This window comes from Lactiplantibacillus xiangfangensis, from assembly GCF_001438845.1.
Lineage (GTDB): Bacteria > Bacillota > Bacilli > Lactobacillales > Lactobacillaceae > Lactiplantibacillus > Lactiplantibacillus xiangfangensis.
The window spans coordinates 55,187-66,906 of sequence record NZ_JQCL01000098.1 but is presented as its reverse complement, the minus strand read 5'-3'; the positions used below and the strand labels follow the sequence as shown (position 1 = coordinate 66,906).

General features: G+C 44.9%; 14 protein-coding genes. 3 read left to right on the top strand and 11 right to left on the bottom strand.

Going from position 1 to position 11,720, the window contains the following annotated elements:
- Window positions 1-45: 45 nt before the first annotated feature.
- Window positions 46-324 (top strand): hypothetical protein, encoded by a 279-nt coding sequence (locus IV64_RS12385; protein ID WP_057707536.1) that lies wholly within the window; start codon window positions 46-48, stop codon window positions 322-324.
- Between the two features lie 67 nt (window positions 325-391).
- Here the strand turns inward: IV64_RS12385 and IV64_RS12380 are convergent, their stop codons facing one another.
- From IV64_RS12380 to IV64_RS12355, 6 genes are all read right to left on the bottom strand, one after another.
- Complete coding sequence (locus IV64_RS12380; RefSeq protein WP_057707535.1) at window positions 392-1,069, bottom strand: TVP38/TMEM64 family protein; 678 nt, start codon at window positions 1,067-1,069, stop codon at window positions 392-394.
- 91 nt (window positions 1,070-1,160) lie between these two features.
- The gene (locus IV64_RS12375; RefSeq protein ID WP_057707534.1) at window positions 1,161-1,484 is read right to left on the bottom strand and encodes an ArsR/SmtB family transcription factor; all 324 of its coding nucleotides are present in this window, start codon (window positions 1,482-1,484) and stop codon (window positions 1,161-1,163) included.
- A 17-nt stretch (window positions 1,485-1,501) separates the two neighbouring features.
- Window positions 1,502-2,065: a cadmium resistance transporter gene (locus tag IV64_RS12370; RefSeq protein WP_057707533.1), complete on the bottom strand. Its 564-nt coding sequence runs from the start codon at window positions 2,063-2,065 to the stop codon at window positions 1,502-1,504.
- A 372-nt stretch (window positions 2,066-2,437) separates the two neighbouring features.
- On the bottom strand, window positions 2,438-6,094 hold the full coding sequence (locus tag IV64_RS12365) for a LamG-like jellyroll fold domain-containing protein (RefSeq protein WP_057707532.1): 3,657 nt from the start codon (window positions 6,092-6,094) through the stop codon (window positions 2,438-2,440).
- 223 nt (window positions 6,095-6,317) lie between these two features.
- Window positions 6,318-6,680 carry a hypothetical protein gene (locus IV64_RS12360; RefSeq protein WP_057707531.1) on the bottom strand — a complete coding sequence of 121 codons (363 nt, stop codon included), beginning with the start codon at window positions 6,678-6,680 and terminating at the stop codon, window positions 6,318-6,320.
- A 97-nt stretch (window positions 6,681-6,777) separates the two neighbouring features.
- On the bottom strand, window positions 6,778-7,611 hold the full coding sequence (locus IV64_RS12355; RefSeq protein WP_057707530.1) for a metallophosphoesterase family protein: 834 nt from the start codon (window positions 7,609-7,611) through the stop codon (window positions 6,778-6,780).
- 177 nt (window positions 7,612-7,788) lie between these two features.
- On the opposite strand from IV64_RS12355, the gene IV64_RS12350 reads away from it, so the two are divergent.
- Together IV64_RS12350 and IV64_RS12345 are read left to right on the top strand one after the other, a co-directional pair.
- A complete protein-coding gene (locus IV64_RS12350) occupies window positions 7,789-8,115 on the top strand; it encodes a hypothetical protein (RefSeq protein ID WP_057707529.1) in 327 nt (108 codons plus the stop codon).
- 130 nt (window positions 8,116-8,245) lie between these two features.
- Window positions 8,246-9,034 (top strand): helix-turn-helix domain-containing protein, encoded by a 789-nt coding sequence (locus IV64_RS12345; RefSeq protein WP_157061164.1) that lies wholly within the window; start codon window positions 8,246-8,248, stop codon window positions 9,032-9,034.
- A 26-nt stretch (window positions 9,035-9,060) separates the two neighbouring features.
- Here the strand turns inward: IV64_RS12345 and IV64_RS12340 are convergent, their stop codons facing one another.
- From IV64_RS12340 to IV64_RS14720, 5 genes are all read right to left on the bottom strand, one after another.
- Complete coding sequence (locus IV64_RS12340) at window positions 9,061-9,510, bottom strand: hypothetical protein (protein WP_057707527.1); 450 nt, start codon at window positions 9,508-9,510, stop codon at window positions 9,061-9,063.
- 310 nt (window positions 9,511-9,820) lie between these two features.
- The gene (locus IV64_RS12335; RefSeq protein WP_057707526.1) at window positions 9,821-10,255 is read right to left on the bottom strand and encodes a PTS glucose transporter subunit IIA; all 435 of its coding nucleotides are present in this window, start codon (window positions 10,253-10,255) and stop codon (window positions 9,821-9,823) included.
- 181 nt (window positions 10,256-10,436) lie between these two features.
- A complete protein-coding gene (locus tag IV64_RS12330) occupies window positions 10,437-10,679 on the bottom strand; it encodes a hypothetical protein (RefSeq protein WP_057707525.1) in 243 nt (80 codons plus the stop codon).
- Between the two features lie 22 nt (window positions 10,680-10,701).
- A complete protein-coding gene (locus IV64_RS12325; RefSeq protein WP_057707524.1) occupies window positions 10,702-11,028 on the bottom strand; it encodes a PTS sugar transporter subunit IIB in 327 nt (108 codons plus the stop codon).
- Between the two features lie 201 nt (window positions 11,029-11,229).
- The coding region (locus IV64_RS14720; RefSeq protein ID WP_237757344.1) for an RNA-guided endonuclease InsQ/TnpB family protein at window positions 11,230-11,720 on the bottom strand (491 nt) is incomplete at its 5' end.

The following is an 11,720-nucleotide window of genomic DNA, read 5'->3' as shown; positions in this document are numbered from 1 at the left end:
GTCTTATAATGACCTTGTGTTAAGGATTGAAAGGAGCGTTCAGAATTGACCCCAAACGAGACTTACGATGCATTAGAACGGTGGTACCTTTTACCCACCACTGAATTCACGTGGCGACCATTTACAGATACGGCGGTTTACGTCAAAACGGTGCAACAACGGTTAGTTTATCGGTTAGATTTAGAAAATATGGCAGTCATCATTTTCAAAGCAGATCCTAGTACTGAACTCTCGGAACACTTTCTACCGCTCAAAACGATCCCATTGACCGCTGAGCAAATTAATGATTTAAAGCACCACAATAATCCACCAGTCATGCAATAATTGCGTTCTATTAACCAAAATACCGATTGCGGGTCATCATTTTAATGACTTACAATCGGTATTTTAGTTATTCAGTTTTAGTATTTGCACGCCGGTCGTGGCGAATCAACCAGAGTAACCCGATCAATAACACAACGATGACGGCTAATCCCAACGCATTTTTAAAGTGGGCCTTGATGAGTTCATCCCCGCCACAAGCGTAGATCACGGCGGTTGGAATACTTCCGACCAACGTTGCCAGTGCGAGTTTACGTGGCGTCACCCCCGTCTTGATTGCCGCCAAACTCACTAATGACGTTGGAATGAATGGAATCGTGTACCCAATAATAATTCCTAGTAATGGGTGTCGCATGTTTTCAATCGCATCAACAATCTTACTCGGTTTAGCGGTCTGTTTTTCAGTCACGCGGTTAAAGACCCGTTGGGCAATCAAGTTGCCTAGCGTAATTCCGATAATGTTGAGGACGGCACCCAGGCCCTTACCAAAACAGATCCCCGCAATCACGCTAATGGTCGCCACCGGTGCACCGGGAATGATTGAAAAACAAATCAGTAGCGGAACCACTAATAAAATATCGACGGCCCGATGACGCCGAACTTGGGCCACGATTGCTGCCTGGTCAAAGACTTGTTCACGTAACATCTCCCATGTACCGTGGTACCGAATTGCTAGCAGTACGATCAGTAGCGCCGCCAGTACTGCGGCCACACTGATCAACTGATGTTTTGATAAGCTGACTTTCACCGGCTACGCCCCCGTTGGTTTTGATAATATCCTTATTATCACTAATATTAGACCTGCTGGCAATCAATTACACGGTAAACACCATAAATAACTAAATAGAGCGTCCTGGATGGGGCGCGTGCTTAATTTCATGCGCCACGTGACCCAACATTGCGTTGACCATTTCTAAGATGTGCGGGTCATCCAGACAGTAATAGACGTGTTTGCCCCGTTTACTCCGCGTGACCAACTGATATCGAAATAAAATGGCTAATTGGTGCGACACAATCGGCTGCGCTAGCTGGACATGGTCCACAATACTTGAAACATCAGCTTCATTATTTTCCAAGAAGTACAAAATTTTAATCCGGTTCACATTGCTAAGCACCTTATAAATTTTAACGGCTTCCGCTAAAATCGGTTCACTAACATCCATCTAAGCATCCTCCGTTCCTATATCAATGCCATTAAATGACTAATTAAGCCGCTATCCCAAAAGACGTACAATCCAATCAAGACGTAGCAAATCTTCATCAACCGCTCACCGTGGGCCGTCATGACCCGTTCCACGGCCGGAATATCCGCCACTAGTTTAATCAAAAAGACCACGATAATCGTCAAAACACCAATGAACCCTAAAGTCATTAAAAAGTGTCCCATCGTTTCCCCAACTAAAACTGGTAAAAAGATGGACAGATTACACCCCGCACAGACTGATAAGTAAGTGACTAACACACTCAAAACAGGCGAACGACTCGTCTTGTCCCCGTCATCATCGTCATCATCGCGAAAGGCCATCCAAATCGGCAAAAAGCCAAGTATTCCCAGTAACCACTCTGGTAAGAATAAAGCCAGCGTCTTACCGATAAAGAAGCTCGCCGTTAATAATAGTAGGTTTCCTAGCAGGTACCCGACTAATACTTGCCAAACCCGGTACTTCTTTAGTAAAAAGATCATCATGAAAAAGAAATCCAAGTTAACACTCAAAAATGTTAACGCCAATAATCCATAATTCAAATTGCATCCCTCACTCTCTTTAATATATATTAAATGTCGCATATGTAATATGTAAAGGACAAATTAAACTGACCTTTCGATTTTAGACGCTAAAAAGCACTCCAGACCATTAATTCGTCCGAAGTGCTTCTTTACACGCCGCTTTAACTATTGAAAGCGCGCCTCCCAAGGCAATCCCATTCTATCCGATAATCCGGATTAAGTTAAGTGCTGATCTTCAAGTCATCACCAATGATCCATGATTTGTGGGTAAATAAATCCAGCATTCATTCAAAACACTTGGCTTATTCCCCATTAGTCGCAAAAAAAGCCTCCCAAAAACTATTTGGAAGACTCTTTATGGTATTTTACTTTAAAAATAAGGAAACAAATTTAAACGCGGCGTTTACGGAACCACATCACAACACCACTAGTTGCAGCTAATAATGCTAACCCAGCAATTCCAAGCCATTTCTGAACTTGTTCGCCGGTTTGTGGTAACCAACCAGTTGATGATTGGCTAGTTGTGCTGCTTGAGCTAGCTTGATCAGTTGGCGTTGCAGTTGCTTCTGCTTGGCCGGTTGTGGTTGATTGGCTGCTGGAGCCAGCTTGGATGCCAGTACCTGCTGAACCTTTGTCACCATCTTGACCCTTAGCACCTGACTGACCGTCTGCGCCTGGTTGACCATCTACACCCGGTTTGCCATCTGGACCCGGCTTGCCGTCTGTGCCTGGCTGACCTGGTTTACCGTCTACTCCTGGCTTGCCATCTGGACCTGGTTTACCGTCTACTCCTGGCTTGCCATCTGGACCTGGTTTGCCGTCTGCACCTGACTTACCATCTACACCTGGTTTACCGTCTGCGCCCGGTTTGCCATCAGTGCCTGCTTGTCCTGAGGTGGCTGGCATGCCATCTACACCTGGCTTACCGTCTGCGCCTGGCTTACCGTCTGCACCTGGTTTACCGTCTGCGCCTGGTTGACCATCTGTTCCTGGCTTACCGTCTGCACCCGGTTTGCCATCTGGACCCGGTTGACCATCTGTTCCTGGTTTACCATCTGTTCCTGGTTTACCATCTGTTCCTGGTTTACCGTCTGAGCCTGGTTTGCCATCCGTACCTGGTTGACCATCTGTTCCCGGCTTGCCATCCGTACCTGGTTGACCATCTGGACCTGGCTTGCCATCTGCACCCGGTTGACCATCTGGACCTGGTTTGCCATCTGTTCCTGGCTTGCCATCTGTTCCTGGCTTACCGTCTGTTCCTGGTTTGCCATCCGTACCTGGTTGACCATCTGTTCCCGGCTTGCCATCCGTACCTGGTTGACCATCTGGACCTGGCTTGCCATCCGTACCTGGTTGACCATCTGGACCTGGCTTGCCATCTGTGCTTGGTTGTTCACCATCAATACCTGGTTTAACTTCCGTCCCTGGTTGTTCTGGCGTAGTATCATCAGTCGCCAAGTCGGCAAGGATTTCCGTACCATCTTGACTTGCAGCCATGGCTTTTTCAAGACTCACTTTGCTAGCTGCACGTGCGACAGATTTGAAATTAATGGTTGCTAACTTACCAGCTGGTTGCTTATCAAAACTGACCGTTAACTTCAAGACACCATTTTCAACGTCCTTACGTAAAATCTTTACGCCACTTGCTGCCTCGATACTATCAATATCACGACCATCAAGCTTAACTTCCATGTCAACGGCACCCAATGCACGCTTGTCATTGTTATCCGCAATATCGATGATTGCCTTGTTACCTTGACGGTGCAAGTTTACCTTTTTAACGTTGCCACGCTTCTTTTTAGCTAATTCAGCTTGTGATAAGAAGGCAGATTTGTCGAAGACCTTGCTATCTTGCATGTGTGGTACGTTTGGTACTTGTAACGCGTCTAAAACTAAAGCCGTGATATCAGAGTTACTACCACCCTTTAAACGCCGACCGCTGTCCACAGTTTCACCACCAAGTGCAATAAAAATATCGTGGTTAGGACCATTATTAGCACCATGATTAGTACCAGCACCACCGTGATCGGCATTGGCAATCACTAACGTATCATGAATGTGCCCGGTCTTTTCAAGTTGATCCATAACTTTTTTGAACATACCATCATATTGTGAGTATTTGCTCCAATAATTATCGTTAAACCAACCGCTACCATGACCCGTATGATCCATGAAGTCACTTTGCATGTAAACCATGGACGTACTATCAAATGCGGAAGTTCCAATATAATCAGCAACGTCATCAAATGACTTTAATGACTGAGAATTCTTCGTTTTTACGGAAGCATCGGGTTCAACAATAGCATTGACGATTTGCCCCCATTCAGCAAAGGCTGCTGCCCCCTGAGTTGGGTTATTATCTTGCAAAATTTTGAAAACTGAAGGAAATTGTGGCTTTTCCTTACCAAAATCTGCAAAATAGTTTTCTCCCATGCTTGTATTGGTTCCTTGATATTCCTTTGGTAGCGTTCCCCACGGACGACCATGCAACATGGAAATGTAGTTTTGCGCTGAAATTGCTGGTTGCACGGATTTCGCAGTCGTACTCATTGCAAACTTATTATTGAACAGGTCCAATAAATACGGATTTTTCCGCTTAGCTAAGATGTTAGGGTCCGTTGTCCACGCAGGGGTGCCCGTTCCTTTCGCATGGTACATCCCCTTAGGATCCCAGGAATTACCACCGCCATCAGTTGTTAATACGACCACGTGCTTATAAGGCCTGATTTCAGCATTCTTAGCAACTGCTGCTTTTTGAGCGTCGGGTGCTTTGATAATATCACCAACCCCAATGACACCATCGCCGTTAAAGTCCAACGCCTTTTTGCCATGGATTTGAATCGTTTGTGGGGTTCCTAGTTGTGTCTTACCACTTTCAGTTATCTGTTCAAAACTTACTTTCGTGGTACCAGCCTTCTTGGCAGTAAAGTTCACATGCGCCAACCGGGTCTTGGCATATTTGATAAAAGCGTCCGTTGTTAAAGCAGCTGTCGACGTAATTTGGAGCCGCCCGTCAGCAACGTGCTTAACAACGGTTTTAGACCCACCCAAAGTTCGTTCAGCGTTGTCGAATTGTAACATGGTCGGATCGAATACGACGTCTATTGCCGTTTCGCCCGGCTCGCCTGCTTTAACTTGGCGTGCATGCACTTTTAGCCCGTATGTATGTCCAATCGCAACTGCTTTTGCGCCGGTCATCATTGTTTCAACTGCTTGGTTTCCAAGGAACACTTCATGCGTTTCAGCAGAAGCTTCTTTATTCAAAGCCGCTACTTGTTCAGCAGTTAGTGTGTGGTCGTATAACCGGGCCGATTTAACTTTCCCCGTCATTTGTGATTGCACATGGGTACCAGGATGCGCATCGCCACCCAAAACAAAATCATTCGTACCCTGGGCTAAACGCAGGTTTCCAGGCATCGGCAATGATTGAACTAACTTCCCGTCTAAGTACAAGCTAGCCGTCTTATTTTTATCAATCACACCGACCGCATGTACCCAATGTCCGACACGTAAATCTCCACTTGGCTCCTTATAGCTATGACCGTCGTTCGCAAAAAACGTGACTTTACCATTTTGGACGCCTAAACCAAGCCCACCACTTTCTTGGCTAGAAAAAATTTCATGTTCATGAGCAGTATCGGCCGCTGGATCGTACTTAAAGTACGCTTCAATTGCCATACCATTTTTCAGCTTATCAAACTGTGCGGATGAAAAGACCGTGTAAAAGCCCGATTTTCCGTCAAAGTTGTGGACTTCACCCGGTAATTCAGGATCCGTGGTTGTCGTAGGGTTACCCTTCTTAACCCAATTAGTCTGGCCCTTTAAATCAGTCAATTGGCCATTCTTTACCTGCAAATCAACAAACGCTGAATCAGAGACAGCATTCGTCGTTGTTGGGGTATCCGCTTTTGCCTTAGTCGCAGCGGCAGACTTCACCATCGTTGCAGATGATTCGTTTGAATTTGTTACGGCGGCAACGGCGGGGGTTACCGTCGTTGTCAAAATAGATGAACAGATTAATAAGGTCGTTAAAACTCGCGGCTTCATTAAAGTTATCACTCCAAATAGTTTATTATGATTACTTTCATAACCATGAAAACAAGCATAAAGAACTAATGTAAATTATTCATAGCGAACCATGTAAAGAAAAGATATAGTTTGTGTCGAGATAACCGCACACTAATAATTACAGTCATTAGTTAATGCTAGTATGTCACGATTTAGGCAAGCAAAAAGGTGCCCCCTGTTCGGTAGGCACCTTATTCATCGATTACTGTTCGCGTTGATAGCCATTATCTACAAGTTGATTTTTAAACCAAGTTTCAAACATCGTGCCATACCAAATTGCACCAAGCAGGTTAATAATCAGGCTGACGTTTTCTGAAAACAGGAGTTGCGCAACCATATTGACCAATATTAGGGCTAAAAACGGCACGGCCGATTTAATCATAAAGTATGGTGTTCGGCAGCGGACGCTGAATAACGCATAAAACCACGTAAACAGTAAGGCCCACCAATTAAATGAGCCGTAAACTTTTTTAGTGATTGTTTCACCATTAACTGTCTTTGTAAAAATCATGTTTTCTTTGACCCGGCTTCTAAAGCCAAACCACTCGGACCACCCAAAGTTCACATCAGCCCCTCCTTATAAAAAACAATTAAAGTCCATTATACGGGCCGGCTTGCTGGTTCGTCAAACTTGAAGCGGATTGTCGTTTTGAAAACTATGGTTAATCATGCTTGAAAAATTCCCGCACTTCCGCCAAGTAGCCGTGGGCAGCATTAACGCGCCGTAATAAGTCCTGATCGTGAGTAATGGTAAAGCCGGTCTGGCGTAAGTGCGCATATAAATCGGCGTACGGTAATTGCACGGCCTTGGCTGCCGCAATTTCAGCATCGATATCATACGCAACTTTTCGAAAATCGACAGCCAGTTGACCCGCATCGGTGACGGTTAGTAACGCGTAGTGTGCGCGTTGGTCCGCCATCAGCTTCGGATATGGACTGTACGGCTGTCCGGTTGCACCCGGGTTGATGATCAGCTGTCCGCTCGAAGACGTCCGCATGAGCTGTTGATGCGTGTGTCCATAGATGGCGACGTCATGGTCCTTCGCCAAGTGATCAAAGTTTTCCTGCGCCTCCGCAGGGTACAAATCGTGTCCCGTCGACCGCTCGGGCTGGTTATGAGAAAGCCCAAAGTTCAGTCCGTTGACCACCATCGTCGTCGCAATCGGACGGTGCACTAACGCTTGGTAATCCGCTGACGCCAAGCGTTTGATTAAATACATCGTCAAACGTGCGAAGTAAACTTTTGACTCGTCGTCCCAATGTCCCTGCCCAGTAACTACAAAGTCAATCCCCTGTTCCCAGTTTCCTTGTAACCAGACTTGTGGCTGAACCGCCTTCAACGCGTCGTACAAATCCTGCGTTCCTGGGCCGGGTAAAAATAAATCTCCTAAAAACCAATAATCAGTTGCTCCCGCACGCTGGGCATCCGCCAGCACTGCCCGTAATGCGGATAGATTCCCGTGAACGTCTGCCAACACCGCAATTTTTCGTAACATCGTGCCCACTTCCTTTAGTTGATAGTTTTAGTATACGCCGAACCCCTTAAGAAGTTCATTTTTCTAAACGTAAATAAAACTTATTAATTTCATTGTAAAAGGTCAACTAATAGGCGCCAAGATAAGAATAAATTATGATTAGTATTAATGACAACCGAATAGATTGGGGGATTTATCATGTCACACTTACCTGTACGGCTCAGCGCCAACGCACCATTTATTCATTTAGAAACTTGCTTACACGCCATCGTTCAAGATGGTTTTAGTGGCCTTCACACCGTTAAACTCGACTTAATCAACGAACTCACCCGCCTCTTGGACGCACGCATTACGATTCTGCTCGACCAACCCCACTTTATCTTAATTATCCACAACCACGATGAAAAATTAGCGGTCTTAGGTACCGTCCAGCAGCATAGCAATCAAGCTTACGATATTACGTTGGATGGTCACACCGTCAATACCGGGCCAACCATGATTCAAGCCATTCGCGACTTCATCTAAATGATAACAGTCGGCTATGACTAGCATCGTCACACAATTTTTTTGTTTAATAAACCTTTGTCACCATTAATTATCCACACCCCATATGCTAAAATTGAACTTGTATTCAATATCAAGGAAGGTGTGTCTGGTGACAAACGATAAAACCGCAGTCGGGCGCCGCATCAAAACGTTGCGGCAAGCCAATCATTTTAGTATGGCCACCCTTGCAACCATGGTTGGCGTTGCTGGCAAAAGTACGATTAACGACTGGGAAAAAGGACGCACTCGCCCCCATGGTGAGCGATTAGTCAAAATTGCCCAAGCGCTTGATACCTCCGTTAACTTTTTACAACACGGGGACTTAAAGGACTATGTGTTCAACGTCCTAAAAGACGATGGCCTTAACAATCCTGAGTTTAACGTTCTGCTATGGGAATACGTCGATTTGACCACGACCAATCCCGGTATTCTATCCGGTGACGTTTTTAATTCTCAGTCACATGAACAAGGTAAAAACGTTGTTAGTACCAATATCGATCCCATTATCGATACTGCAATTAACCAAGTTTTACCAGCGGTACTGCGTGACTTTTCTGCTAGTGCCTATCCGGAACCATCCGCTGTTATCAACAGCGCCTGTGATCGCTTTCGGAAACGAATTCAACTCATTCGACGTACTTTTACCGGCAAGTATAACCGGATCATCCGGTTGCTAGACAACGTTGACTTATACGAAAAGCTTGGTGACGACCCCGCATTAGCGCACTACTTGAATGCGGCGACTGATGTTACTGGTGGCTACGATATCGACCAGAACTATCAACAAAAGATGAACGCGTTGATCACCACTTTTCATCAACAACTCAACGACATCAACGCAGACTACCAAGCAGCATTGAAAAAACAACGCCAAACAAAAACGAATTCAACACTCTGAAATGAAGTTGAATTCGTTTTTTAGCCTCAAATGACGCGTTTGTGGCGTGCTACCACCGCCCCTACAATAACATCGGCTATTTTTTTAAAAAGCATAACGCTAAAGAATGCAATCACAACTAATATTGGGAAGATCTTTGCTAACCCCACCCAGAAAACTAACTGGACTTGGCCCATCAAGATTTGCGCCGACGTTGCCATAATGGCCGTAATAAACAGCGTAAAAATAATATCTTCTAACAGGGACAATTGCCGTCCTGTGAATAAGTGAATAATCCAGTGACTCAACGCGTGTAATGGTAAACAGGTTGTGGAAAACAGCGCCACACACCCTGTGGACAAAATAAGAAAGCGGGTGCTGTCCCAAATTAAGGGCGCGCCTAATAGCAACGGCGTCACGGTACTCATCACTGACGCCATCCCGAACGACACAATGACGTTGGTGGCCCAAAAAGGCCCCGATTTAAACTTCTGCATGCTGAACCCCTCCAAAATTAGTGTCACAAAGTCGCCTCCATCCCCATGGTTACGCGACCCTGCGCGCAGGTTTAGTTGTCGAATCGATTACGGCTAATAACACTGATGTGCTCGCATTGTAATCGTCTTCATTTATAATCAGCTTATCGTAACTAATTTTATTGTCAATCGATATTGTTACCATTTTCACAATACTCACTAAATTATTATTAACCACATCTGATGTCTAAAAAAACCATTCAGAAACATCAAATTTCTGAATGGCTTTCCTCTCTGGTCGAAACGTGGCCCAAAAGGCAGTTTATTCCGCTTACCTTGCAATTAACTTACCCACTTTTTGGTCATGGATCACTTGTCCACTGGTGGATAACTTTAGTTTCTTGATCCAATTTGCCGTTTTATCCACAGTCACCCTGACAGTCGCGTCTTCGTCAGCTTCTTCAAGCGCATCTTGATCCATAAATGCAATTGGTGTTGCGGGCGTCACCGTATCCCCTTCGTGAACGTACGTCGCTGTTTCTCCCGCTAACGGCTGACTACACCGGACGCGCACCAGCACCTTGCCGCTCATTAACTCAATCACGTTTTGCTCTGGCGCAAGGGTGCTTACCGTCCCGGTCACCGGACTATAAATATGATGATTACTTGGTTCAACTGAAAATCCAGTATTTTCCGCTAAATCGGTTAGTTTTCCGTCAACCGGCGCGTACAATTTTACTCTTTTACCAAATGAAAATAATCCCATAATATAACCCTCCCGTTGATTAAGTGACCCGCCATTACTTCTCTACAAGGTCATCCTACGTTATCAAACGGGTTCCAGGTCAAGCCTTTTATAAAAAAACTATTTCAATTACTAAAAAAATCACTCCAAGACGATCGTCTCAGAGTGATTTTTATTTTGCGACAAGCCTAACTATCTAGGGTTAGTTAGCCTGTTTGGCCGCTGCAAAACCTTTTTGAATTTCAGCATCACAGTCAAGGGTCAGTGACATTTGTATTTGTTCCCCAATGTGTAAACCCTTGGGAAAACGGACCGTTCCACCGAAATAGTAACCCTTCGCGTCTGGGCCACCATCGACGGCAACGTGGACTTGACCAGCGTCATCTGCGCCGACAACGTAAGTATGATGATCCTTTTCAAAAGTTTTAACCGTAACAACACTCATTTTTGACCCTCCCGACCTGATCTTACTTATCGCCAAGCATTTTTTCAGCAGTTTGCAAAACGTTCTCACCGTTCATCATGCCGTAATCGGACATATTAATAATGTCCATCGGAATTCCAGCGGCATCCGTCCGCTTCTTAACGTCGTTAAACATGTAGCGAATCTGTGGTCCGAGCAATAAAACGTCCGGCTTCTTATCAGATTCCAACTGTGCCGGGATTTCCGATGCGGACTTTGCGAAGATTTCGTAGTCCACGCCGTCAGCCTTAGCAGCGGCTTGCATCTTTGAAACTAAGAGCGACGTTGACATCCCCGCGGAGCATGCCAACATAATAATTTTTTCAGCCATCGTAGTAATCTGCTATGCAAAATATAGAGAAATGTAGAAAATCATGGCTAATTTCTACATTTAGAAAGATTACATATTTCCTTTCTTGATTTTTGCTTGCTGCCGTTATTGCACCGGTATTCCGATATTCCACTAGGGAGTAATCGCATTGACCAACTATGACAGCTTAAGGACTTAGCCAGCCCCGTTTAGTTTTTATTTTTAGATTAAATCTAGTAAATTAGCAACGGCATTTTCATCACGATCGAGCACTACGCCACAACTATAACAAACATATTCACTATGCTTAGTCTGATGTGTTGTATTACCTTTTAATGTGATTTTATCGTTCCCAGATTTGATATGGCCACATTTTGAACACCGCTGCGTTGAAGGATATTGGCTATTCGCAAGTATCAGTTTCTTGCCGTACCACTCACACTTATAGCTCAACGTTTGACGAAAGTAACCAAACATTGAGCGTTGTAAGCCTTTAGAAGCAACATGGCTCATCTGCATCACCTTAACGGACAGGTCTTCAATCACGATTTTATCGTAACTATTGACAAGTTTTATCGTAAATTTTTGTATGATATCATGCTGGATGTTGGCAACTTTACGATAATCACGTTGCAATTTGGCTCTCATTGCAACGTAACGACCGCCCTTAGTTGCATTATTCCTATTCACGACTCGCTTATGAGCTAACTGCT

Coding starts and splice junctions, on each gene's coding strand:
- IV64_RS12325 (WP_057707524.1), bottom strand. CDS start 11,028: ATGGCTGAAAAAATTATTATGTTGGCATGCTCCGCGGGGATGTCAACG.
- IV64_RS12365 (WP_057707532.1), bottom strand. CDS start 6,094: ATGAAGCCGCGAGTTTTAACGACCTTATTAATCTGTTCATCTATTTTG.
- IV64_RS12335 (WP_057707526.1), bottom strand. CDS start 10,255: ATGGGATTATTTTCATTTGGTAAAAGAGTAAAATTGTACGCGCCGGTT.
- IV64_RS12340 (WP_057707527.1), bottom strand. CDS start 9,510: ATGCAGAAGTTTAAATCGGGGCCTTTTTGGGCCACCAACGTCATTGTG.
- IV64_RS12375 (WP_057707534.1), bottom strand. CDS start 1,484: ATGGATGTTAGTGAACCGATTTTAGCGGAAGCCGTTAAAATTTATAAG.
- IV64_RS12355 (WP_057707530.1), bottom strand. CDS start 7,611: ATGTTACGAAAAATTGCGGTGTTGGCAGACGTTCACGGGAATCTATCC.
- IV64_RS12330 (WP_057707525.1), bottom strand. CDS start 10,679: ATGAGTGTTGTTACGGTTAAAACTTTTGAAAAGGATCATCATACTTAC.
- IV64_RS12350 (WP_057707529.1), top strand. CDS start 7,789: ATGTCACACTTACCTGTACGGCTCAGCGCCAACGCACCATTTATTCAT.